This is a genomic window from Vreelandella sulfidaeris Esulfide1, assembly GCF_054072535.1.
The window spans coordinates 1,735,831-1,759,651 of record NZ_CM133364.1 but is presented as its reverse complement, the minus strand read 5'-3'; the positions used below and the strand labels follow the sequence as shown (position 1 = coordinate 1,759,651).

Sequence of the window (23,821 nt, the reverse complement as noted above, 5' to 3'; positions counted from 1 at the left end):
GGCAGTTATAAAGGCCCGCAACAGAGAGAGATATTATGCTCACCCTACTCCTGATCGTGCTCGCCATTGCCGGCTTGCTCGTGGTTATGCGTCGCGAAGCAGGTGCACCTGCGGCGCTAGCAGTGCTTGGCGTACTGGGCCTTGTTGGCCTGCTGCTTGACGCCGAAGTGATTGGCGTACTACTGCTGATTGGCGCTGCCGCCGTTGCAGTGGCTGGCCTGCCCGCTCTACGCCGTAAATGGTTAACGCCGCGCCTGTTCGCCACCTTTAAAAAAGTGGCGCCCAAAGTGTCGGCTACCGAGCGCACGGCACTGGAAGCCGGCAGTGTTTCCTGGGATGGCGAACTATTTTCAGGCAAACCTCAGTGGGAAAAGCTGCTGGCCTTTAAAGACGATGGCCTGCGCGACGATGAAAAAGCCTTCTTGGCCAATCAGTGTGCTAAAGCAGCGGGTATGTGCAACGCCTGGGACATTGCCCAGGAACGCGCTGACCTCCCCCAGCAGCTTTGGGACTATCTAAAAAAAGAAGGCTTCTTCGGCATGATCATTCCGAAGGAGTACGGCGGCCTTGGCTTCTCAGCCAAAGCTCAGTCAATGGTGCTGCAAAAGCTCTCCGCCAATGAAACTCTGATGGTCACCGTGGGCGTGCCTAACTCGCTCGGCCCTGGCGAGCTGCTGTTGAAATACGGTACCCAAGAGCAGAAAGATCACTACCTGCCGCGCTTGTCCGATGGTCGCGAGATCCCCTGCTTTGGCTTGACCGGCCCCCGCGCTGGTTCTGATGCCACTTCACTGCCCGATACCGGCGTAGTGTGCAAGCAAACCATTAATGGCGAAGAAGTGCTTGGCCTGCGCCTTAACTTCGAAAAACGCTGGATCACCCTGGCGCCCATCGCCACTGTGGTGGGTCTTGCCTTCCGTCTGTTTGACCCTGAAAAACTGCTGGGTGACGAAGAAGACCGTGGCATTACCCTGGCGCTGATTCCCCGTGACACCGACGGCATGGAAATCGGCCGCCGCCATCACCCGATCGGCAGCCCGTTTATGAACGGCCCGATTATCGGTAAAGATGTCTTTGTACCGCTGGATACCATCATTGGCGGTCCGGACATGATCGGTCAGGGCTGGCGGATGCTGGTGGAGTGCTTGTCGATTGGCCGCTGTATCACGCTGCCGTCTGGCGCTACCGGCACCGCGCGTTACGCCCTGGGCTGGAGCGGCGGCTTCACCCGCGTTCGTCGCCAGTTCAACGTGCCGGTCGCCGAAATGGAAGGCGTGCAAGAGCCCCTCGCCCGCATGGCGGCGCTGGCCTATATATCCCAGGCCACCGTGTATCAAACCGCCAATATGATCGACCACGGTGAAAAACCCGCCGTGCCCTCGGCCATCCTGAAAAGCCAGTTGACCGAGTTCCAGCGTGTGCTGCTCAGCGATGCCATGGATGTTCACGGCGGCAAGGCAGTTACTCTTGGCCCACGCAATTACCTGGGTATCGGCTATAGCGCCAACCCGGTGGCGATCACCGTGGAAGGCGCCAACATCATGACCCGCAACCTGATGATCTTTGGTCAGGGCGCTATTCGCTGCCATCCATACGTGCTTGAAGAGCTGGCTGCCAAAGACGCCAACGACATGAAGGCTTTCGATAAAGCCTTCTTCGGTCACGCGGGCTTAATCTTCGGTAACGCAGCCCGTGCCTTTACTCTCGGCTTTGGCATCGGTAAAGCCAGTGTGCCTTTTGATGGCCCCGCCACCGCTTACGCCCAGGACATTACTCGCCTCTCGGCTGGCTTTGGCCTGTGCGCCGACGCCGCCATGGCAAGCCTAGGTTCTGCGCTTAAGAAGCGTGAAATGATCTCGGCGAGGTTGGGGGATGTGCTCTCCAATCTCTACCTTGCCTCCATGGTACTCAAGCAGTGGCAAGCAGGCAGCAAGGTAGAAGGTGAAGAAGCGCTGCTCCACTACAGCTGCCGTTTCCTACTCCAGCGTGCCGAGCAGGCGTTTGTGGAAATTTTCGACAATCTTCCCAACCGCGCCCTGGGCAAAACGCTTAATGCCGTCGTAATGCCCACCGGTCGTCGCTGGAACAAGCCCCACGACGACTTGGCACGCGACATCGCCAAGCGTATTTCCACCCATAGCGCCCTACGTTCGAAGCTACTGGAAAATACCTGGGATGCGGACGATGGCGAACAGCGCAACCCGCTGGCGCGCTATAACGCCCTGCTGGTGGATTATGACCGCGCTGAAGCGATCTACCGTACGCTGAATAAAGCCTATGCCAAAGGCGAGCTACCGCAAACGGCGCTACACCCCGAAGCACGCGTTGAGGCTGGCTTAGAAAAAGGCCTGATCAGCGAAGAGGATGCCGCATTCATGCGCACCTTTGAAGCCGAGGTTCTGGAAATGCTCACCGTGGATGATTTCGCTTACGATGCATTCGCCAAGAACAAATCCACACTAATCGACCATAACGGCAAAGCAACAGCGTCGCCGAAGCAGGAAGAAGCAAACATTAAATAACCATTGCTTTGCAGGTCATCAGCCGGCTCCTGTTTATCAGGGGCCGGTTTTTTTTATAGTTGCCAATTGATAGTTGGTAATTGATAGTTGGCAATTTTTCGACCTTCACTTTCTACGCCTAAATGTGTAGTCCAACGAACAACAAACGCGTTGCAAGTTCGCAAACGATCAACTAGCCTTTCGTAATCGAAAGCGATCAGTTTTAATTATTCATATTTCCAACAGCATTACCCAAACGCTATTTCCAATAACGCTATTTCCAATAACAATGACGCTAGCGAGATCGGCATGTCCTTACATCTGCAAAATATCGATCACATCGTTAACGGTGTGCCTCATATCAGTGGGATAGACCTTGCGCTTGAGCCGGGCTCTTTTAATGTACTGCTTGGGCGTACGCTGGCCGGGAAAACCACTCTCATGCGTCTGATGGCAGGGCTTGAGCCCCCTACCCGCGGCAAAATCATCATGGATGGTAAAGACGTCACCAACGTCTCCGTGCGTAAACGCAATGTCTCAATGGTGTATCAGCAGTTTATCAATTACCCCAGCCTCACCGTTTATGACAATATTGCGTCACCTTTGAAACTGGCCAAGCATCCCAAAAGTGACATTGATAGACGCGTTGGCGAAATTGCCGAAATGCTGCATATCGAGCATTTGCTGAAACGCTACCCTCAAGAATTATCGGGCGGTCAACAGCAGCGCACCGCTATGGGCCGTGCATTGATCAAAGATGCCGACTTAATCTTGTTTGATGAGCCGCTGGTCAACTTGGATTACAAACTCCGCGAAGAGCTACGCGATGAGCTGCGCGACCTGTTTAAAGCGCGCAACTGCATTGCCGTTTACGCCACGACGGAACCTAATGAGGCGTTAGCACTGGGCGGCAATACAGCGGTACTTCATGAGGGCAAGTTGCTTCAGTACGGCCCTACCGAACAGGTTTATCGGGAACCTAACGGTCGCTTCAGCGCTGAAATGTTTTCCGAACCGCCCATTAATATCGTTCCAGGCCAACTGACCGACACCGAGATCACCTTCGATCAAACGCTGCACTTCCCCTGCGACGAAAAGCTGAAACGCCTGGAACCGGGAGACTATGACTTCGGCGTACGGGCATCGCATCTAACGCTGCAGCCGCAACAGGCCGATGATTTGGCGCTGGATGTCCATGTGGACGTGGCGGAAATTAGCGGCTCTGAAACCTTTCTGCATGTCCACCACGAGCGCTTTCCGCTAGTGCTACATTTAGCCGGCATTCACCAGTTTAATGTTAACGAACCTCTGAAAGTTTACTTCCCCACCCATCAACTTTACGCCTTCGACAAGCAGGGACATACGGTACATATTCCTGCCCGTCAGGGAGGAGCTGCCCATGGCTGAGATCACTTTAAAGGGCCTGGCGCACTCCTATGAAAAGACACCCAAGGGTGCAGCAGATTACGCCATTCGCCAGATGGACCACGTGTGGCACCAGGGCGGCGCCTATGCGTTATTGGGCCCATCGGGATGTGGTAAATCGACCCTTCTGAATATTATTTCCGGCCTGCTTGAACCCTCGGAGGGTGACGTTCTTTTTGACGGCCACCGCGTTAACGAGCTACCGCCTGAAGAGCGCAATATTGCCCAGGTTTTTCAGTTTCCGGTGATCTACGACACCATGACGGTGTTCGACAACCTCGCCTTCCCGCTGCGCAATATGAACACCCCCGAGTACCGGGTAAAGCCCAAGGTACTCGAAGTTGCCGACATTCTTGAGCTAACCCCTCTATTAGACCGCAAAGCGAAAAACCTCACCGCCGATGAGAAGCAGAAAGTCTCCATGGGGCGTGGCCTGGTACGTGATGACGTAACGGCCATCCTATTTGATGAACCACTGACCGTTATCGATCCCCAGCTCAAGTGGAAATTACGCCGTAAGCTCAAAGAGATCCACGAGCGCTTCAACATCACCATGATCTACGTGACTCACGATCAGTTGGAGGCCTCTACCTTCGCGGATAAAATTGCCGTGATGTATGACGGTCAAGTGGTTCAATTCGGCACGCCTCGGGAGCTGTTCGAACGGCCTGCGCATACCTTTGTGGGTTACTTTATTGGCAGCCCCGGTATGAATTTTATGGCCGTGGAGCACCAGGCCGACCAGGTAATGTTTGGTGCACAACCCCTACCGATTAACGCTCAGCTAAGAAGAGCAGTTGCTTCAGCGACGTCCAGCAATATTAAGCTGGGCATCCGCCCGGAATTTATTGCGATCTCCACGAGCCCGACTGCCGAAAGCGTGCCGATCCAGGTCATCAGCGTGCAAGACCTAGGTACATACTCCCTGGTGACTTTCTCACTTAATGAACAAACCTTTAAGGCTCGACTCCCTGAGGGACATCCGCCCGTGGGCGAAGCGGCGTTTGCTGAGTTCGATAATGCAAAGTTAGCGCTCTATATCGATGAATATTTAGTGGAGACCAGCCATGAATAACAAAGTACCCAACAACAGAGCGTGGCTGCTGGTACTTCCCATGCTGGTATTGGTGGCTTTCTCTGCCGTTATCCCATTAATGACAGTAGTCAACTATTCAGTGCAGGACGTACTCGGTCCCAACGCGAGCTTTTTTACCGGTACCGAGTGGTTTAAAACCATGCTCAACGATGAGGCGCTGCAAGCAGCGTTTCTACGTCAAATTTCGTTCTCGCTGATTATTCTCGCTATCCAGATTCCGCTGGGAATCGGTATTGCCCTGATCATGCCCAAACGTGGCTGGCAGGCCTCGGCGGTGCTGATATTAATCACGCTGCCGCTGCTGATTCCGTGGAACGTCGTTGGCAGCATCTGGCAAATCTTTACCCGTGGCGATATAGGCTTAATGGGCTGGGGACTTCGCGAGTTAGGCATTGATTACAACATCACAGGCAATGCCAGCGACGCCTGGGTAACGATCGTACTCATGGATGTGTGGCACTGGACTCCGCTGGTCGCAATGCTTTGTTACAGTGGCCTGCGCTCGATTCCTGAAGCTTACTATCAGGCTGCGCTTATCGACCGTGCCTCAAAGTGGGCGGTGTTTCGCTATATCCAATTGCCCAAGCTTACCAACGTACTCGTTATCGCCGTACTGCTGCGCTTTATGCACTCCTTTATGATCTACGCCGAGCCCTTTGTACTGACGGGCGGCGGCCCCGGCAGCTCTACGACCTTTTTAAGTCAATCGCTGGCCACCATGGCAATCGGCCAGCAGGATTTAGGCCCTTCTGCAGCGTTTTCGCTTATCTACTTCCTCGTCATTTTGCTGGTGAGTTGGGTGTTCTATACCACCATCATGAACATGCAGAAAGACAAGCCCCCGCACGGAGGTGCCTAACATGAGCTATCAACTCGAAAACACCCAGCGTGGCGAGAAATACAATTCGATTTTTAGCAATATTTCTCCCGCTAAACGGCGCAACCGCACTGCCCGTGCCCACTGGCGCTCGCGCATCCTGCTTGGCCTTTATCTGGCGCTAATGATTCTGCCCATTTACTGGCTGATCAATATGTCGTTACAAACCAATAGCGAAATTCTAGGCTCCATGACGCTGTGGCCACAGAACCTTACTTTTGATAACTACATCGGCATTTTCACCAATTCAAGTTGGTACATGGGCTACGTCAATTCGATGCTTTACGTAGCCATGAATATGCTGATTACCATCTGCGTGGCGCTACCGGCCGCGTACGCCTTCAGCCGCTATACCTTTATCGGCGACAAGCACCTGTTCTTCTGGCTGCTGACTAACTTAATGGCGCCCCCCGCGGTCTTTCTTCTGCCCTACTTTCAGCTCTACTACTCGGTAGGCCTTTTCGATACCCACATTGCCGTCGCACTGGCGCACTGCCTGTTTAATATTCCGCTGGCGATTTGGATTTTAGAAGGCTTCATGAGCAGCGTCCCCAAAGAAATTGATGAAACGGCCTATATCGACGGCTATAGCTTTCCGCGCTTTTTCGTCAAGATTTTCATCCCGATGATCCGCTCGGGGATCGGCGTCACGTTATTCTTCCTGTTCATGTTCTCGTGGGTGGAGCTGTTGCTGGCACGCACCTTGACAGCTACCGATGCCCAACCTATCGGCATGATCATGACCCGCACTTCGACGGCTTCTGGAATTGATTGGGGTACCTTGGCCGCCGCCGGTGTACTGACCATTATTCCCGGCATCCTGGTGGTTTATTTCGTCCGTAACCATATCGCCAAGGGTTTTGCCCTGGGCCGTACCTGAGGAGAGCACACTATGTCTTGGATGGTATGGACAATGCCCACCGCCATATTCTTTTCATCCATTGCCGCCATGCTGGCAGGTATGACGATATGGGAGATTTTGTCGCCCACTATTGAGCGCAAAGGGTTTTTACCCATTGCCACCACCCGCGGAGATCGGCTGTTTATCGGCCTACTCTCGGCGGCCTTTATCCACCTGGGAGTGATTGGTTTCACTTCATTATCCATTTGGATAGCACTAGCGGTATCAGCCGTATGGCTGCTGGTTTTAATGCGCTGGGGCTAGCTCGTAAGGGGCTTTAAAAAATCTCACCAGCGATTAATCGGTATCAAGGACGGCCAAGCCATCATGGAAGAACACAACAAAACGAGGTCACCATGCAAAAGCACGACAATAAATCCAAACTGATTAAATTCAAACTGACAACCCTCGCTGCTGGCTTGTTGCTGGCATCGGGTACGCTGTCAGCGCAGGAGCAGGACACCCGAGCCATCGCTGAACGGCTGGTGGACGAGCACTTCCAAAACTCCACCCTGAGCCGTGAAGAGCAGATCGAAGAGCTGATGTGGTTTGCCAAGGCCGCCGAGCCCTTTCGAGGTATGGATATCCAAACCGTCGCCGAAGGCTTAACGACTCACGTGTATGAAAGTGAAGTGCTGGCGGAAGCCTTCAGTGAGCTTACCGGTATCAACCTGACCCACAACATCATTGGTGAAGGCGATGTCGTGGACACCATGCAAAACCAGATGCAGTCGGGAAACAGTATCTACGACGGTTTCGTCAACGATACCGACTCGATCGGCACGCATATCCGTTATGGCACCACGATCAACCTTTCCGAGGCGATGGAGAACGAATGGGCCGACTACACACTGCCCACTCTCGATTTGGATGACTTTATCGGCCTGCAATACGGCACCGGGCCGGATGGCAGCATCTATCAATTGCCCACCCAGCAATTCGCTAACCTTTACTGGTTCCGCCATGACTGGTTCCAGCGCGAAGACCTCCAGGAACAGTTCCGTGAAATTTACGGCTACGACCTAGGGGTTCCCACTAACTGGACGGCATATGAAGATATCGCCGAGTTCTTCACCGAGCACGTAGGTGAAATCGACGGCACCAAAGTTTACGGCCATATGGATTATGGACGTCGTGACCCATCGTTGGGTTGGCGCTTCCATGACTCCTGGCTCTCTATGGCGGGCATGGGTAGCCAAGGCGTACCGTCCGGCAACCCGGTGGATGATTGGGGTATTCGCGTTAACGAAGACAGCCAGCCGGTAGGCGCTAGCGTTAGCCGTGGCGGTGCCACTAACTCGCCAGCCTCTGTGTTTGCGATGCAAAAAGCAGTGGATTGGCTAAGCAACTACGCACCTGAAGAAGCTCAGGGCATGACCTTTGGTGAAGCAGGCCCCGTGCCCGCGCAAGGCCATATCGCTCAACAAATCTTCTGGTACACCGCCTTTACCGCTGACATGACCGACCCCGCCGTTGCAGTGACCGACGATGAAGGCAATCCGCTATGGCGCATGGCGCCTTCGCCCACCGGCCCTTACTGGGAAGAGGGCATGAAGGTTGGCTACCAGGACGTAGGGGCATGGACATTCTTTGACTCGACGCCGGAGGATCGTCGCACTGCGGCATGGCTGTTCGGTCAGTTCACCGTGTCTAAAACGGTATCGCTGGAAAAACTAATGCACGGTCTAACGCCGATTCGTGAGTCTGACATCTTCTCTGAACAGATGACCGAAATGGCGCCTAAGCTTGGCGGCTTAGTAGAGTTCTATCGTAGCCCCAACGAGTCTAACTGGACCCCCACCGGTACCAACGTACCTGATTACCCACGTATGGCCCCACTGTGGTGGCAGAACCTGGCACCGGTCATGAGTGGTGAAGTAACGCCACAAGAAGGTCTCGATAAGCTGGCGGCAGACTTAGACAGCACGATGAATCGTCTGGCCCGTGCCAATGTCTTCGATAGTTACGCTCCAGTACTTAACGAAGAGCGCGACCCTCAGTACTGGCTGGACCAGGAAGGCGCGCCAAAAGCCAAACTGGATAACGAAATGCCGCAAGGCACCACCGTTCCTTACGATGAAATGATGGAAGCCTGGATGGAAGCTGGTTCGCGCCAATAGTAACCATTAGACAAGCTTGCAGGGCGGGCAACCGCCTGCCCTGCCAAGGGTTTCATTGGCGGTATGCCAAAGCAAAAAAGACAACACCCACTGCAGCCGGGCTATTTATTGGTTAATTGGATCCGCTATGAAACTGCGAAATCGAAACATTGAAAAACTACCTACCGATACCTTTGATGCGCTTATTATCGGGGGCGGCATTAATGGCGCAGCCACAGCAGCGGCATTGGCAGGAAAAGGCGCAAAAGTCGCATTGATTGATCGTGGCGACTTCGCTGGCAGCACTAGCATGCACTCCTCCAACCTAGTGTGGGGAGGCATTAAATACATGGAAAGCAAGGATTTTTCACTGGTTCGCAAGCTCTGCAAAAGCCGCAACCACCTGATAAAGAGTTACCCTTCCACGGTACAGGAAATTCGCTTCCTGACCACTATTTCAAAAGGTTTCCGTCACTCGCCACGTTATCTATGGGCGGGCACCTGGCTTTACTGGCTGATGGGCAACGGCTTCACCAAACTGCCGCGTTTGCTCTCGCCGTTAAAAATTAAGCAAGAAGAACCGATTATTGATGTTGAGGGGGCTGTCGGCGGTTTCGAGTATTCCGACGCCTATCTCCACGATAATGACGCACGATTTGTATTTAACTTTGTGCGCCAAGCGCTTAACTATGGGGCGATTGCCGCTAACTACGTCGAATCGCTCGGCGCTGAGCGCAAGGGTGACCTATGGGTAACCAAGGCACGCAACGTGATGGACGGAAGTACTTTCGATATCAAAGCCAAGGTACTTATCAATGCTGCGGGGCCTTGGGTCGATCAACATAATGAGCTAACCGGCCAAAAAACCACCCATCATCATCTTTATTCCAAAGGCATTCACCTCATCGTCCCTCAACTAACTGACTCTCAGCGGGTGCTGGCATTTTTTGCCGACGATGGCCGTCTGTTTTTTGTTATTCCCATGGGTAATCGAACCTGCATCGGCACCACTGATACCCATATGGAGAACCCCGAGGTCGACGTTACCGCCGATGATATCGCCTTTGTACTGGAGAACATCAATAAACGCCTGACATTGGATAAACCACTCACTCAGGGGGACATTATTTCAACCCGTTGCGGCGTACGTCCGTTAGCGATCAAAGATGACCAGGGCAATGACCGCGACTTTCTTCAGCTCTCGCGCAAGCACGTGGTCGATACCAATACCGAAAGTGCCCATATCAGTATCTTTGGCGGCAAGCTAACCGACTGTTTGAATGTTGGCGATGAGATTGCTGAAGAAGTTAGCCGTTTGGGCGTTACCCTATCAGATCCCAATTTTCACTGGTACGGAGAACCTGCTAAGCCCGTGAAACAGCAGTTTATGGATCAGGCCAAGCGTATGAACCTGGATGCCATGACAGCCTCTACCTCATCGGAGCTGCTTTCCACTCGGCTATGGCGGCGCTACGCCGATCAAGCCTTACCGATGCTTGAGAAAATACGTCAGGACCCTGCGCAAGGCGAAATCTTAATTGAAGGCACCGAATATATTCGCTGCGAGCTTGAGCATGCCCGCGACCACGAGATGATCACCCAGCTTGAAGACTTTCTACGCCGCCGTGCCAAAGTCTCGTTGGTGGTTCATCATGAGCAGTTACGCCAATCAAAGGGTTTAAAAGAGGCTTGTCGAGTGTTATTTGGCGACGATGCGGATGAGCACTTTAACAATTACTTTAAACAAAACAGGGACACATCACAGCCTTTTACACCGGCGGCAAATGCTTAATCGTTTATAAAACGAAAAAGCCCCCTTAACTCAACGAGGGGGCTAATAGTGGCTTTATTCACTTAACCAGTTTCTAATTAAGTAGTTTCTTGCTTTATTCTTCGTCTTCAATGCGTAACTGAGAATCCCCAGCCAGCACTTCGTCCCACGCTTCTTCCAATGTGTAGCCTGAGCGGCTATCTACGGTATCGATAACTTCGACCGCATGTTGTAACGACTCACGATTGCCTTTCAGTGCCACAACCAGCCTGGCGAGATCTTGCTTGCTGAAAGAGCTGGCGATACTGTTGGCTTGTTGGCTCAGTTCGATGCAGTTCATTAGTAATACCTCATGGTATGGTCATCCGCTGCCTAACCGACCATCGGTTTTAAAGCAGCCATCTTAATTAACGACGAATGGTGACGTTGCTACTCATGCTGGGCCGGATAAGTGCCCAGTTCGGTAACTGCGAAACGGTCACAAGCGTTACAAGACCTTCGCCTTTAGCACTTGGGTAATACTGAAGTGCTAGGGTTCTGTAGCAGGGATCAGTTCAGTGGCTCGGGATAACGAAACACCCTCCTGATCCATGACTTCACTATGGGTCACAGCGGGAAAGCTCACAATGCGTCATTGGCAGCACGGGTGGTTGTAACTCGACTACATAAGCGCTTATTAAGCACTAAAGATGTTAAAGACTTTCATAAGGGGCGCTAAAAGCGCAAATATGGCGACCAATCGTTAAATTGGCCGCCATAGAGTAAGAAGAAGTTGCGTAACTTACTAGTGGGCTTAAGTCGAGTAACCTGGCTGTGTACGAAAAGCCTAGGGCTGGGAACGGACTCTGGAAACCGCATCCAACCAGCCCTGATAAAGCTGCTCACGAGTGGCTTCCTCCATTGCTGGTATAAAGCTTTTCTCACAGCGCCACAGTTGTTCGATCTCTTCCAGGGTTTGATACCAACCTAAACGCAGCCCCGCCAGATAGGCAGCGCCTAGCGCAGTGGTTTCCAAAATAGTGGGACGATCCACCTGCACACCCAACATGTCGGCAAGAAACTGCATCAACCAGCTGTTTTTCACCATACCCCCGTCGACCCTTAAATTACCCGGCGGCGCTTCCATATCATCGTTCATACAGTGCTGTAGATCGCGGGTTTGGTAGCACACCGCCTGCAGTCCAGCCGCGACTATTTCCGCAATCCCCGTATCGCGGGTTAAACCAAAAATAGCGCCACGTGCTTTCGGATCCCAGTGCGGCGCGCCTAAGCCAGTAAAGGCGGGTACGAGATAAACACTATGGCCGCTGCGCGTTTCCTGGGCTAACGCTTCGGTTTCTGACGCATCGGCAAACAGGTTTAACCCATCGCGCAACCACTGTACCGTCGCCCCCGCCACGAAAATGCTGCCTTCCATTGCGTAGGTTGGCTTGCCGTTTAGCCGGTAACCAATCGTGGTCAGTAATCGATTTCGCGAGAGCGACGGCGTTTCACCGGTATTCACGATCATAAAGCAGCCGGTGCCGTAGGTGCTCTTACCCATGCCCGGCTGAAAACACGCCTGTCCGACTAACGCGGCCTGCTGATCCCCGGCTACCCCAGCAATCGGCAACGCAGCGCCCAGCCAGTGTGCTTCGGTGGTACCAAAATCGTCGCTGGAGTCTTTCACCTCGGGCAGCAGGTTCGCGGGTATGTTAAAAAGCGTCAGTAGCTCTTCATCCCACTCTTGGGTATGGATATTGAACAGCGCCGTACGAGACGCATTGGTCGCATCGGTCACGTGCTGCTGGCTACCGGTTAACCGCCAGATTAAAAAGCTATCTACCGTGCCGAAAGCGAGTTCGCCTTGTTCGGCTCGCTCACGTGCGCCCGGTACGTTCTCTAACATCCAGGCAAGCTTAGTCGCCGAGAAATAGGGGTCAATCAGTAGGCCTGTTTTTGCTTGAACAATATCGGTATGCCCCTCGTCTCTCAGCGCTTGGCACAAATCCGACGTGCGACGATCCTGCCAGACGATGGCGTTATAAAGTGGCTTCCCCGTTTTTCTATCCCACAGAAGCGTGGTTTCACGCTGGTTGGTGATACCAATACCGGTAATTTGATCAGCGCTAATTTCAGCTTTATGCATGACGTCCCGACAGGTCGCCACCACCGTTTCCCAAATATCCTCTGGGTCGTGTTCAATCCAGCCATCGTGGGGGAAGTGCTGGGTAAATTCTTGCTGGGCTACCGCAGTAACCTGGCCTTGGCGGTTAAAGAGAATGGCCCGCGAGCTGGTGGTACCTTGATCAATGGCGAGTATAAAAGAGGACATAACAAGTTCGCTTTGTTGTTTGAGCTTTCGGTTTTATATACTTGCTTTCGCTTTATTATGATCCAAGGCTACTCCAGCTGCCCACAATGCTCAAGGATGAAACTGCTACCCAACCTATTGAGGGCTTGGCTGAGTTATTGAACGACATTGAGACTAGGCGATATAGAGCGCCACATCGTGCTGATTGAGCAAGCGCTGAATCGCTTCTGGAGGTTTGCGATCGGTAAATAGCGCATCCAACTGTTCCAGATTGCCTTGTCGGACGACCGGATTACGGTGAAATTTAGAATAGTCGGCTGCCAAATAAATGCGCCGTGAATTAGCAATAATCGCTTGGGCGACGCGTACTTCCTGGTAATCAAACTCCAGCAGCGACCCATCCTCGTCAATACCGCTGATACCGATAATGCCATAGTCCACTTTGAACTGGTTGATAAAGTCGATAGTGGCCTCTCCTATGATCCCCCCGTCTCGAGAGCGCACCTGACCACCGGCGATGATCACCGTAAAGTCCTCTTTATGCTGCAAGATGGCCGCAACATTAAGGTTATTAGTAATGATCTCAAGGCCCTGATGTTCTAATAACGCCTGGGCAATCACTTCATTACTGGTACCGATGTTAATAAACAGCGAGGAGTGGTTAGGTATGTGCTGAGCCAAACAGCGGGCAATGCGTTCTTTCTCTTCCAAATGGAGCGACTTGCGCGTGCTGTAGGCAGTATTCACCGTACTCGACTCAATCCCCACACCGCCATGCACCCGGCGAACTCGCCCTTCATCGGCCAGGGTGTTCAAATCGCGACGAATGGTTTGGGGCGTTACCGCAAAATGATCAGTGAGCTGCTCGATGCTCATATAGCCATGCTGACGGACTAGCTCGACAATGGCATCCTGACGAAATTGTTGATTCATAAGCACGGCCTGTTCGATTTTTATTGATATCTCAACATAATCTAGCAAAATTTTCGAAACCTAATAGCACTTATCAACTAATACGTCAGATATCAAACGCACAGGCCAAGCCGTGTCATTCTGTTTTAAAGCGGCCATACCGTAAGAATGAGAGGGATAGCGACAGCTAGCACCACCAGTGAAAGCGGCAGTCCCAACTTCCAATAATCGCCGAACCGATAACCACCAGGCCCTAATACCAGCGTATTCGATTGGTGACCGATTGGGGTTAAAAACGCACAGGAAGCGCTAACAGCGACCACCATCAAGAACGGATCAAGCGAGACATCAAAACCATTGGCTAAGCTTGACGCAATCGGCGCCATTAGTAGCGCCGCCGCTGCGTTGTTGACCACGTTAGAAAGCAGCATGGAAAGTAGAAACAGCCCGACCATGGTGACCACCACTGGCCAGTCGCTGCCAAACCGTAGCAGCACATTGGCGATCAAATCCGCACCGCCGCTCGTTTCCAGCGCCTCACCGACGGGTATCATTGCAGCTAACAGCACAAGCACGGGGCCATCAATGGCTTGATAACCTTCGCGCAATGGCAACACGCCAATCAGTAGCGAAATCAATGCGGCGGTGCTCATAGCCACTGCGGCCGGGAGGAAATCAAACAGCATGGCCATGATCGCTAATGCAAAAATGGCGATAGACAACACCAGTTTACGCGGCTGTCCCAGATGCAACTCACGGTTAGCCAGCGGTAGGCACCCCAGTGAGGCCAAACTCTCTGAAATTTCTTTTTCATTGCCCTGAAGCAACAAAACGTCACCGTTTTTAAAGCGGATATCGCGCAAGCGTTGTTTCAAACGCCCACCATCCCGGGCAACCGCTACCAAGTGCAGCCCAAACTGATGGTTTAAGCGTAACTGTCGCACGCTGCGGTTGATCATCATGGAATCATTACGGACCACGGCCTCTATCAGTTGCAGGCCCTCAGTATCCACCGGCTGGTGCTCTTGTGCGGCGACTTCCTTTTTCGCCTTATCGGCGTCGTCACTGACGGGATTTTCGGCATCTTCCGGCGCTTCTTCTAATTCTGCAACTGCGCTAAGCCCCACTTTGTCTTCCAGCATTTGGAGCTCGTCGGGTCCTGCTTCTAACAGCAGGATATCGCCCTCTTCCAAGGCCCCATGGAAGTTATAGCCAGCGCGACGGTTGTCATCGCGCACTACCGCTAATACGGGAATCGTTTCGTCCAGCTCATCGCGCAGTTGCTGAAGCGTCAAGCCTTTGGCTTTCGACTCTTCACCCACTTTCAATTCGACTAAATAGTTGGCGGTATCGAACATTTCGTCAGCCGATGCTTGGCCGCTTCGCTTTGGCGTGAAGCGCCAGCCCACCAGCACAATAAACGCTAATCCCGCCAGCGCTACCGCAATGCCGACCGGAGCAAAGCTAAACATGCTAAATGCTTCATCGGTCACATCACGGCGATAACTGGAAATAATGATATTGGGCGGGGTACCTATTAAGGTCGTCAAACCACCCAGCAAGGAACCAAATGCTAGTGGCATCAGCAGTAAAGAAGGCGAGGTGTTATGTTCACGGGCAAGCCGCATGGCCACCGGCAGCAGCAACGCCAAAGCCCCGACATTGTTCATAATACCCGAGAGCAATACGACGGTACCCACCAACACTAGTAACTGAAGCAGCAGGTTCTCACCCACTTTGAGTACTTGTTTGGCGATAATATCGACCACACCGGAACGCTCAAAGCCACGGCTGAGTACCAGTACTGCGGCAACGGTAATCACCGCCGGGTGGCCAAAACCGGTGAAGGCCTCTTCGGCTGGCACCAGCCCCAACATGACTGATCCCAGAAGCGCTGACAATGCGACTAAATCGTAGCGAAACCTGCCCCAGACAAAGGCGACGAGTGTTAATCCAAGCACAATAAACACTAATGTACTTGGTGTTAGCGCTAACCATCCGAGATCTATCGTTTCGATATTCAGTGTCTCAACACCTGTGCCATCGGCGCCTGAACTTTCAACACTTAAGCCCTCAGCAGACATCCTTTTCCTACTCCCTGGCCGCCGCTTTATAGGGGCAACATATTATTGGTGCACACCACACTCACAACATGATCATTGCCCTGCACATTAGACGATTACTATACACACGTATAGCCCCTGAATACCCTTAACCCCTGCATGCCCTTAAACTCGATATTTCTATAGCCTTTACCAACAAAAAGCCCGGCATTGCCGAGCTATTAAAGAGCCTAAGCGAGTGAGAAATTTCGGATACAACTCACTGACTATGGCAAGAGAATGGTGGAGCCGGTGGTTTTGCGGCTTTGCACCGCGTCTTGGGCTTTGCCTGCTTCTGCTAACGGGTAACGGTTGGCGATATCTATTTTGATTTTGCCGCTTTCAAGCATGGAGAAAAAGTCATTGCTCATCATTTCCAAGCGCTCGCGGGTATCAGCGTAGCCGTTAAGGCTCGGGCGGGTTACAAAAAGAGAGCCTTTCTGGTTGAGAATGCCGATATTGACGCCCTCGACCGGGCCAGAGGCGTTACCAAAACTGACCATAAGCCCGCGGGTCTTTAGGCAATCCAGCGACATTTCCCAGGTGTCTTTACCTACTGAGTCATACACGACATCGCACATTTCGCCGTTAGTTAGCTCACGCACACGCTCGACCACGCTCTCTTCACTATAGTTGATCGTTGCCCAAGCGCCGTTAGCCATCGCGAGGTCTGCTTTCTCCTGCGAACTAACGGTACCAATCAGCTTAACGCCCAACGACTTCGCCCACTGACAGGCAATCGACCCCACCCCACCCGCAGCCGCGTGGAACAGAATGGTTTCTCCGCCTTTCAGTTCACAAGTTTGGCGCAGCAAATACTGCACGGTCAGGCCCTTGAGCATACTGGCTGCCGCCGTCTCGAAATCGACGAAGTCAGGGAGCTTGACCACTTTAGCCGCAGGCAGCGTGTGAAGTGCTGCATAGGCGCCCAACGGTCCTTGGGCATAGGCCACTCGATCACCAACGTTTAAGTGCGTGACACCCGCACCAACGGCATCGACCACCCCGGCGCCTTCGGTGCCTAGCCCGGAAGGCATAGAGGGCGCAGGATAAAGTCCGGTACGGACATAAATATCAATAAAATTAAGGCCAACGGCCTTATTGGTAATACGCACCTCACCCTGGCCGGGTTCAGCGGGCGTAACATCGGCCAGTTCGAGAACATCAGAACCGCCGGTACGAGCAAACTGGATACGCTGAGACATTAAGGTTTCCTCTCTTTATTCGGCTTGTTAATGCTAGCCATGACAATAGGTGCTGCTATACAAGCGCGTCAGGGGCTATAAATCAAGCTAGCACGCTAGCGTCTGTTGTTGGACTTGAATATTGGACTTGGATATTGGTCTAAGATTCAGGAGTGGATGAAATCCCGCTGTCATGCACCCATGCTAGAATTATGTCTCTTTTATCGTCTAAGGCTTAGAGATTTGTCATGACGCATCCCGCTATTCAAGTTCCTGCGCTGATCGCCCACCGCGGCTACTCTGCCGCTGCCCCTGAAAACACCTTGGCAGCGGTGCGCGCCGCCCACCAGGCGGGAGCCACATGGGTAGAATTGGATGTTCAACTACTGGGGGACGGCACGCCGGTCATTTGGCACGACGCCGATGTGGCGCGTTGTTCAAACGGGCGAGGCAATCTCGCTTCCCTGAATTGGGCAACGGCAAAAACGCTGGATGCAGGCAGCTGGTTTGGCGATAGCTTTGCGGGTGAAAAAATGCCCAGCTTAGAGGCCATGCTGGCGCTGCTTAACGAGTTGGAAATGGGCGTCAACATGGAGATCAAAGTCAATAAAGGTCGCGACCCTATTGCGCTGGTTGAGCGCGCCCTGCCAGAGATGTTGGATACGCTGCCTCCCGAGCGGCTGATTATCTCCTCCTTCAATGCCAGCGCTCTTGCCCACTGCCGTCAGTTTGCAGGCAAAGAGCGCTTGGCACTAGGGGTGCTGTTTGGCAGCGTACCCAAAAACTGGCGAGCGCAGTGTGAAGCCATTGAGGCTTTCAGCGTGCACCCCGACTGGCCACGCTTGAAGCGCGCTCAAGCCGATGCCATGCAGCGCGATGGCTACCAAATATTGTGCTACACCGCCAATGACCCCAGCGCATTCCATAGCCGCTGGGCGTGGGGCATTGCCGGTGTGATCACCGACGAGCCCGCCGCGTTCAAACGCTTTTTAGATAGCCATTGATCGATGCAAATGCTCAATATGTTCAAATAAATGACAAGGAATAATCTACCGTGAAGTACCTAGGAGCCCATGTGAGCGCTGCGGGTGGCGCAGACCAAGCCGTTCAAAGGGCGGTAGAAATCGGCGCCAATGCCTTTGCACTGTTCACTAAAAATCAGCGCCAGTGGCAGGGTAAACCACTCACCGATGAGGCTATTCAAGCGTTTCGCGACGCCTGCGCTGAGCATAACTTCGCGCCGGCGCAGATCCTGCCCCACGATAGTTATCTGATCAACCTTGGCCACCCTGAACAGGAAGGCCTGCACAAGTCTCGGGCGGCATTTCTGGATGAAATGCAGCGCTGCGAACAGCTCGGCCTGACGCTGCTCAACTTTCACCCTGGTAGCCACCTGAACAAAATCAGCGAAAGCGACTGCCTGAAGCGTATTGCCGAGTCCGTTAATGAAGCGCTTACGCATACCCAGGGTGTTACCGCAGTGATTGAGAATACCGCTGGGCAAGGCACTAACCTAGGCTGGCGCTTCGAGCATTTAGCCGAGATCATTGAGCACGTAGACGATAAAACCCGCGTGGGCGTATGCATTGATACCTGCCACGCCTTTGCAGCAGGCTATGATTTGCGCAGCGCCCACGTTACACAAGCAACGCTTGATGAGTTCGCTAGTGTGGTGGGGTTTGAGTACTTACGCGGCATGCACTTAAATGACGCCAAGAGCGACTTTGCCAGCCGGGTTGACCGCCATCATAGCCTTGGGAAAGGCAACATCGGCCTGCCTGCTTTTACTACTATCATGCAAGATGCGCGGATTAGCGGCATTCCCATGATTTTAGAAACCATCGAACCCGACATATGGGCTGAGGAAATTAGCTGGCTGCGCGCTCAAGCGCCCGAAGCAGATCCCAACCACCTAAGGAGTGTGCAATGAGCGATACCGATCTCGGTAGTTTGGATGCCCAGTCCTTAGCCCGCCTGTTTAAAAGTCGAGACGCCTCCCCGATTGAAGCAACCCGCGCAGCGCTTGAGCGAATTGCGCGCTTCAATCCAGCGGTTAATGCCTATGTCTATGTAGATACTGACGGCGCAGAGGCCGCGGCAAGCGCTTCAACCCGGCGCTGGAGCGAAGGAAAACCGCTAAGTCCCATTGATGGCATTCCGGTATCACTTAAAGATTTGACCCAAGTGGCGGGCATGCCCTGTCGCGAGGGGTCGCTTACTTCGTCTGACGCATTATGTGATACCGATTCGCCCCCAGCACGTATGCTACGCGAAGCAGGTGCAATGATACTGGGCAAAACCAACACGCCCGAATTCGGCTGGAAAGCGGTCACCGATAATCGTCTCTTTGGCGCTACGGCCAATCCCTGGGATACGCGCCTAACGCCGGGCGGTTCTTCCGGCGGTGCCGCTGTGGCTGCAGCGCTCAACATGGGAGTACTCCACCAGGGAGGCGACTCAGGTGGTTCCATTCGTATTCCTGCCGCTTTCACCGGTGTATTTGGCTTTAAGCCTACCTATGGCTGGACGCCCCAGTGGCCGCCCGCGAAAGAACCCAGCCTTTCACATCTAGGGCCATTAACCCGCACCGTGCGCGATGCCGTCAGTATGCTGAACGTGATAGGCCGCTACGACTACCGTGACCCCTACGCCACACGTGGGCAGCCCGATTGCTGGGGAGTGGACCTCGATAAAGGTCTAGCCGGGTTAAGGATTGGTTACTCCGCCGATCTTGGTTATGCCAAGGTAGATCCGCAGATCGCTGAACGCGTGCGCGTAGCGGCAGATAGGCTAGAGGCATTGGGCGCTGAAATAATCGAAGTGAGCCCAGGTTTTTTGTCCCCATTGGAGACTTTCCGTAAGCTTTGGTTTACCGCCTCGTTAGAGCAGTGGTCACAAATGAATCAACATCAGCGCACGCTTCTGGACCCAGGCATGGTCACCAATGCCCGTGAAGCGGAACCCTGGAAAGCGGTTGAGCTGTTTCGTGCCTGGGCGGATCGCGCAGAACTAACGCAGCGCCTGGAGCATTTCAATCAAGAGTATCATTTGCTAATGACACCCTCGGTGGCTATCTCACCGTTTGAAATCAACCACGAAGTCCCCCCAGGCAGTGACATGCGGGATTGGGAAGAGTGGGCACCCTTTAGCTACCCCTTTAACCTTAGCCAGCAACCCGCCGCATCGGTGCCCTGTGGATTCACCGAAAACGGTTTGCCGGTAGGCTTTCAGCTCGCAGGTGGTAAGTACGATGATGTTCGTGTTCTGCGCGCCTGTCACGCCTATATGGAAGCACACCCACCGCGGTTTCCCAGCGCGCCTAATGCCGCCTAGCCTGCTTAATGCTTGCTCAGGATGAAAAAAACCAGCCAAGCTTTACACTTGGCTGGTTTTTTGTGATCAATACTGTTTTTTGCGAGTACTGTTTTAAGAACGATGCTATTTTTGAAATTAATACCGACATTACATTGCTGAAAGCTTCTCTTCATCCCATATGCCTGACATACGCACCATGGCAAGCGCTTCATCGAGACTGTCCATTTCTTCGATCATGACCAATTCGCTTTCAAGGCTCACTGGCTGACCGGCCTTCTCAGATAACAGTTTTTCCAGGGAAGCTACATCCATAGCGTCGTCTAACTGGTGAACATCTACTGAGGCGCTATCCCGGCCGGGCAGATAGATGGTGCCATTAGAGAAATCCACGGCGTAGGCGATCACGCCAGGTACAATAAAAAACAGTAACCCCACCCCGTTGGCGATGGCGATAACCGGATCGATATCACCGCTCAATTGGCCTTTGCGCTCAGGATGAAAAAGCGTACCGCAACCACTCAGTGACACAATGGAGACGCCCACTACGGCGCCTGTCAACCAGCGACGAACGGCATGGTGCATGAAGGTTCCCTCAAGATGAAAAAACGGTCGTCAGCCTATTTTTTTGTTCCGACCAATCCTGCTATTGGCTAACGCGCCTTAAAGCGCATTTAGTTTAACACAGTCATCCAAAAGCGCAGGTAGTTTACAGACCACTCTATTTTGCCGCTTTAGCCACGAGGCCGTACAATGGCATCATTCAACGCTACGGGGCATCGCCCTGATGGTAAGCATCGCTATTTAGCTATGATGTAAAACGATGATTTAAAAACGATTCTTAAAAACTTATTAAACTAACACGCACCCAGGAATACTCGCCCCATGCGCGCCAGCCAATTATTGATTGCCACTCTGAAAGAAACCCCGGCCGACGCCGAAGTCATTAGCCATCAGCTAATGCTCCGCGCCGGGATGATCCGTCGTTTAACATCAGGGCTTTACACGTGGCTGCCGCTTGGCCTGCGCACATTGCGCAAAGTAGAAGCCATTGTACGCGAAGAGATGAACCGTGCCGGCGCGCAAGAGGTATTGATGCCCGCTGTGCAGCCGGCTGAACTTTGGCAGGAGTCTGGCCGTTGGGAGCAGTACGGCCCTGAGCTTTTGCGCTTAACAGATCGTCACGACCGTGATTACTGTGTCGGCCCGACCCACGAAGAAGTCATTACCGACCTGGTGCGCAAAGAGATCGCCAGTTACAAGCAATTACCGGTCAATTTCTATCAGATTCAGACGAAATTTCGCGACGAAATTCGCCCGCGTTTTGGGGTCATGCGTTCACGTGAGTTCATTATGAAGGACGCTTACTCCTTCCACCTTGATGAAGCCTCGCTGAAGCAGACTTACCAAGATATGTATGACGCCTACACGCGTATTTTCACGCGTTTAGGACTCGACTTCCGCCCGGTTATTGCCGACAACGGCTCCATCGGAGGCACCGGCTCGCATGAATTCCATGTACTTGCGGACTCGGGCGAAGACGATATTGTGTTCTCCACCTCTTCCGGCTACGCGGCCAATATGGAAAAAGCCGAGGCGTTGCCTGCCCCCCTTGGCAGCCAGGCTACCCGCGCCGAACCCAGCGAAGAGCTGCGTTTGGTCGATACCCCCGATGCCAAAACCATCGCCACCTTGGTTGAGCAATTCAAGCTGCCGATTGAAAAAACCGTTAAAACATTGATGGTTCACGCAGCGGAGGGTGGCTTAATCGCATTACTGGTCCGCGGTGACCATGAGCTGAACGAAGTGAAAGCAGAAAACCTGCCCCAAGTTGCCAAGCCGCTAACCATGGCCAGCGAAGAAGAGATTCGCGCGGCGGTAGGCGCCGGTCCTGGATCGCTTGGCCCGGTAGGCCTGAAGATGCCTGTGATTATCGACCGCGGCGTGGCGCTGATGAGCGACTTCGGCGCTGGTGCCAATGTGGATGACAAGCACTACTTCGGCATTAACTGGGAGCGCGATGTTGCCCTGCCAGACGTAGCTGATCTACGCAATGTCGTTGAAGGTGATCCGTCCCCAGATGGCCAAGGCACGCTCTCTATCAAGCGTGGGATTGAGGTTGGCCACGTATTCCAGCTTGGCCAGAAATATTCCCAGGCCATGAACGCTAACGTACTAGGCGATAATGGCAAGACCAGCCACCCGTGGATGGGCTGCTATGGCATCGGTGTGACCCGTGTGGTTGCCGCCGCCATTGAGCAGAATCACGACGAATCGGGCATTATCTGGCCCAACGCTATTGCGCCATTCCAAGTGGCCCTGGTACCCATGAATGCGCATAAATCCCAGCGTGTTCGCGAAGAGTCTGAGCGACTTTACCAAGCATTAACCGCCGCTGGCCTAGACGTATTGCTGGATGACCGTGACACCCGCCCCGGTGTTAAATTTGCCGACTTGGAACTAATGGGCGTTCCGCATCGCTTGGTGATCGGCGACCGAGGTTTAGACAACGGTGAGCTGGAATATAAAGGTCGCCGGGATAGCGAAGCGACGATGGTGTCTGCAGATCAAATTATCGACTTCCTACTTGAGAAGGCCCGCTAAACTCGCCAAGGCAGCCGCTGCGTCTATTATCATGGCGCGGCGCTGGCTAAGCGTTGCAATGACGCTTAGCGTGCTCTTGCTGGGACACGCAGGACTGGCGGCAGCAGCACAACCGCTACCACCGGGCCTGCGCCCAACCCTAGGAGCCGTTAATCAGCATCATCAAACAGCTCAACAGCAATGGCTAGCGCGCCAATGGCGTTTACGCATGGACACAGCGCTAGCGCGTTTTATGGATGACGCAGCAGAGCGCCAGACGCTACTGACGCACCTCTACCAAGAAGCCAGGCTGGCAGGCTTACCTCCCGAACTGATATTAGCCTTAATTCAAGTGGAAAGTGCCTTTAAAGCGGATGCGATTTCCTCGGCAGGCGCTGTCGGCTTAATGCAAATCATGCCCTTCTGGGTCAGCGAGTTAGGGCTTCCGATAGATGACTTAACCCATCCGCCACGCAATTTGCGCTATGGCTGTACGATTTTGGCGCACTACCTTGCGATCGAAAACGGCGACTTTACCCGTGCATTAGCGCGTTATAACGGCAGCTTGGGGGAAACGTGGTACCCGGAGCGAGTCATGCGGGCCTGGCGAGATACCTGGCGCCAACCATAGCGCCAAACAATACTGCGTTAAGCTTCCCTGTCTAACACAGCTCCTATCGTAGGCACTCTTTATACTGATGGTTTTACGGTAATGATTCCCGTGAGCAGATAAGTGTTGGCGCATCGTTAAAGTATCAGCATGAC

At 53.2% G+C, this 23,821-nt stretch carries 19 protein-coding genes; 13 read left to right on the top strand and 6 right to left on the bottom strand.

Going from position 1 to position 23,821, the window contains the following annotated elements:
• The first annotated feature begins 35 nt into the window (after positions 1-35).
• The 8 genes from ACW44H_RS08070 (at position 36) to ACW44H_RS08035 (ending at position 10,691) form a co-directional block, all read left to right on the top strand.
• Positions 36-2,522 (top strand): acyl-CoA dehydrogenase, encoded by a 2,487-nt coding sequence (locus ACW44H_RS08070; RefSeq protein ID WP_457508320.1) that lies wholly within the window; start codon positions 36-38, stop codon positions 2,520-2,522.
• 288 nt (positions 2,523-2,810) lie between these two features.
• Complete coding sequence (locus ACW44H_RS08065) at positions 2,811-3,908, top strand: ABC transporter ATP-binding protein (protein WP_447043903.1); 1,098 nt, start codon at positions 2,811-2,813, stop codon at positions 3,906-3,908.
• The gene (locus tag ACW44H_RS08060; RefSeq protein WP_457508318.1) at positions 3,901-5,001 is read left to right on the top strand and encodes an ABC transporter ATP-binding protein; all 1,101 of its coding nucleotides are present in this window, start codon (positions 3,901-3,903) and stop codon (positions 4,999-5,001) included. Before ACW44H_RS08065 ends, ACW44H_RS08060 begins: the two co-directional genes overlap by 8 nt.
• Entirely contained in the window at positions 4,994-5,881 is an 888-nt protein-coding gene (locus ACW44H_RS08055) for a carbohydrate ABC transporter permease (protein ID WP_457508317.1), read from the top strand. The genes ACW44H_RS08060 and ACW44H_RS08055 overlap by 8 nt, the downstream gene beginning before the upstream one ends.
• Before the next feature lies 1 nt (position 5,882).
• Positions 5,883-6,779, top strand: a complete 897-nt coding sequence (locus ACW44H_RS08050) for a carbohydrate ABC transporter permease (protein ID WP_457508315.1) — start codon at positions 5,883-5,885, stop codon at positions 6,777-6,779.
• A gap of 12 nt (positions 6,780-6,791) precedes the next feature.
• Positions 6,792-7,064 carry a DUF2160 domain-containing protein gene (locus ACW44H_RS08045; protein WP_008956665.1) on the top strand — a complete coding sequence of 91 codons (273 nt, stop codon included), beginning with the start codon at positions 6,792-6,794 and terminating at the stop codon, positions 7,062-7,064.
• 92 nt (positions 7,065-7,156) lie between these two features.
• Positions 7,157-8,920 (top strand): ABC transporter substrate-binding protein, encoded by a 1,764-nt coding sequence (locus tag ACW44H_RS08040; RefSeq protein ID WP_457508312.1) that lies wholly within the window; start codon positions 7,157-7,159, stop codon positions 8,918-8,920.
• Between the two features lie 127 nt (positions 8,921-9,047).
• On the top strand, positions 9,048-10,691 hold the full coding sequence (locus tag ACW44H_RS08035) for a glycerol-3-phosphate dehydrogenase/oxidase (RefSeq protein WP_457508310.1): 1,644 nt from the start codon (positions 9,048-9,050) through the stop codon (positions 10,689-10,691).
• Between the two features lie 94 nt (positions 10,692-10,785).
• Here the strand turns inward: ACW44H_RS08035 and ACW44H_RS08030 are convergent, their stop codons facing one another.
• The 5 genes from ACW44H_RS08030 to ACW44H_RS08010 all read right to left on the bottom strand — a co-directional run bounded on the left by ACW44H_RS08030 (position 10,786) and on the right by ACW44H_RS08010 (position 17,182).
• Complete coding sequence (locus ACW44H_RS08030) at positions 10,786-11,010, bottom strand: hypothetical protein (protein WP_101145347.1); 225 nt, start codon at positions 11,008-11,010, stop codon at positions 10,786-10,788.
• A gap of 486 nt (positions 11,011-11,496) precedes the next feature.
• A complete protein-coding gene (gene glpK, locus ACW44H_RS08025; protein ID WP_457508308.1) occupies positions 11,497-12,984 on the bottom strand; it encodes a glycerol kinase GlpK in 1,488 nt (495 codons plus the stop codon).
• A gap of 153 nt (positions 12,985-13,137) precedes the next feature.
• Positions 13,138-13,896 carry a DeoR/GlpR family transcriptional regulator gene (locus ACW44H_RS08020; protein ID WP_113268413.1) on the bottom strand — a complete coding sequence of 253 codons (759 nt, stop codon included), beginning with the start codon at positions 13,894-13,896 and terminating at the stop codon, positions 13,138-13,140.
• A 125-nt stretch (positions 13,897-14,021) separates the two neighbouring features.
• Positions 14,022-15,959 (bottom strand): SLC13 family permease, encoded by a 1,938-nt coding sequence (locus ACW44H_RS08015; protein ID WP_457508305.1) that lies wholly within the window; start codon positions 15,957-15,959, stop codon positions 14,022-14,024.
• Positions 15,960-16,204: 245 nt separating this feature from the next.
• Complete coding sequence (locus ACW44H_RS08010) at positions 16,205-17,182, bottom strand: NADPH:quinone reductase (RefSeq protein WP_457508303.1); 978 nt, start codon at positions 17,180-17,182, stop codon at positions 16,205-16,207.
• A gap of 227 nt (positions 17,183-17,409) precedes the next feature.
• Here ACW44H_RS08010 and ACW44H_RS08005 point away from each other — a divergent pair, with 227 nt between their 5' ends.
• From ACW44H_RS08005 to ACW44H_RS07995, 3 genes are read left to right on the top strand one after another with little or no spacing between them, the layout of a single operon-like run.
• Positions 17,410-18,165, top strand: a complete 756-nt coding sequence (locus ACW44H_RS08005; RefSeq protein ID WP_113268021.1) for a glycerophosphoryl diester phosphodiesterase — start codon at positions 17,410-17,412, stop codon at positions 18,163-18,165.
• Positions 18,166-18,215: 50 nt separating this feature from the next.
• Positions 18,216-19,091, top strand: a complete 876-nt coding sequence (gene nfo / locus ACW44H_RS08000) for a deoxyribonuclease IV (RefSeq protein ID WP_457508300.1) — start codon at positions 18,216-18,218, stop codon at positions 19,089-19,091.
• Positions 19,088-20,494, top strand: coding sequence for an amidase (locus ACW44H_RS07995; protein ID WP_457508297.1), 1,407 nt, complete (start codon positions 19,088-19,090; stop codon positions 20,492-20,494). The genes nfo and ACW44H_RS07995 overlap by 4 nt, the downstream gene beginning before the upstream one ends.
• A 129-nt stretch (positions 20,495-20,623) precedes the next feature.
• Here the strand turns inward: ACW44H_RS07995 and ACW44H_RS07990 are convergent, their stop codons facing one another.
• Positions 20,624-21,058 (bottom strand): hypothetical protein, encoded by a 435-nt coding sequence (locus ACW44H_RS07990; protein WP_457508292.1) that lies wholly within the window; start codon positions 21,056-21,058, stop codon positions 20,624-20,626.
• A gap of 300 nt (positions 21,059-21,358) precedes the next feature.
• Between ACW44H_RS07990 and ACW44H_RS07985 the strand changes: the two genes are divergently transcribed.
• Together ACW44H_RS07985 and ACW44H_RS07980 are read left to right on the top strand one after the other, a co-directional pair.
• The gene (locus ACW44H_RS07985) at positions 21,359-23,077 is read left to right on the top strand and encodes a proline--tRNA ligase (protein WP_457508291.1); all 1,719 of its coding nucleotides are present in this window, start codon (positions 21,359-21,361) and stop codon (positions 23,075-23,077) included.
• 58 nt (positions 23,078-23,135) lie between these two features.
• On the top strand, positions 23,136-23,687 hold the full coding sequence (locus ACW44H_RS07980) for a lytic transglycosylase domain-containing protein (protein ID WP_457508975.1): 552 nt from the start codon (positions 23,136-23,138) through the stop codon (positions 23,685-23,687).
• Positions 23,688-23,821: the final 134 nt, after the last annotated feature.

Bases quoted from the DNA above. Each gene is read 5' to 3' on its own strand.
- ACW44H_RS08070 (WP_457508320.1), top strand. From the start codon at position 36: ATGCTCACCCTACTCCTGATCGTGCTCGCCATTGCCGGCTTGCTCGTG.
- ACW44H_RS08065 (WP_447043903.1), top strand. From the start codon at position 2,811: ATGTCCTTACATCTGCAAAATATCGATCACATCGTTAACGGTGTGCCT.
- ACW44H_RS08060 (WP_457508318.1), top strand. From the start codon at position 3,901: ATGGCTGAGATCACTTTAAAGGGCCTGGCGCACTCCTATGAAAAGACA.
- ACW44H_RS08055 (WP_457508317.1), top strand. From the start codon at position 4,994: ATGAATAACAAAGTACCCAACAACAGAGCGTGGCTGCTGGTACTTCCC.
- ACW44H_RS08050 (WP_457508315.1), top strand. From the start codon at position 5,883: ATGAGCTATCAACTCGAAAACACCCAGCGTGGCGAGAAATACAATTCG.
- ACW44H_RS08045 (WP_008956665.1), top strand. From the start codon at position 6,792: ATGTCTTGGATGGTATGGACAATGCCCACCGCCATATTCTTTTCATCC.
- ACW44H_RS08040 (WP_457508312.1), top strand. From the start codon at position 7,157: ATGCAAAAGCACGACAATAAATCCAAACTGATTAAATTCAAACTGACA.
- ACW44H_RS08035 (WP_457508310.1), top strand. From the start codon at position 9,048: ATGAAACTGCGAAATCGAAACATTGAAAAACTACCTACCGATACCTTT.
- ACW44H_RS08030 (WP_101145347.1), bottom strand. From the start codon at position 11,010: ATGAACTGCATCGAACTGAGCCAACAAGCCAACAGTATCGCCAGCTCT.
- glpK (WP_457508308.1), bottom strand. From the start codon at position 12,984: ATGTCCTCTTTTATACTCGCCATTGATCAAGGTACCACCAGCTCGCGG.
- ACW44H_RS08020 (WP_113268413.1), bottom strand. From the start codon at position 13,896: ATGAATCAACAATTTCGTCAGGATGCCATTGTCGAGCTAGTCCGTCAG.
- ACW44H_RS08015 (WP_457508305.1), bottom strand. From the start codon at position 15,959: ATGTCTGCTGAGGGCTTAAGTGTTGAAAGTTCAGGCGCCGATGGCACA.
- ACW44H_RS08010 (WP_457508303.1), bottom strand. From the start codon at position 17,182: ATGTCTCAGCGTATCCAGTTTGCTCGTACCGGCGGTTCTGATGTTCTC.
- ACW44H_RS08005 (WP_113268021.1), top strand. From the start codon at position 17,410: ATGACGCATCCCGCTATTCAAGTTCCTGCGCTGATCGCCCACCGCGGC.
- ACW44H_RS07995 (WP_457508297.1), top strand. From the start codon at position 19,088: ATGAGCGATACCGATCTCGGTAGTTTGGATGCCCAGTCCTTAGCCCGC.
- ACW44H_RS07990 (WP_457508292.1), bottom strand. From the start codon at position 21,058: ATGCACCATGCCGTTCGTCGCTGGTTGACAGGCGCCGTAGTGGGCGTC.
- ACW44H_RS07985 (WP_457508291.1), top strand. From the start codon at position 21,359: ATGCGCGCCAGCCAATTATTGATTGCCACTCTGAAAGAAACCCCGGCC.
- ACW44H_RS07980 (WP_457508975.1), top strand. From the start codon at position 23,136: ATGACGCTTAGCGTGCTCTTGCTGGGACACGCAGGACTGGCGGCAGCA.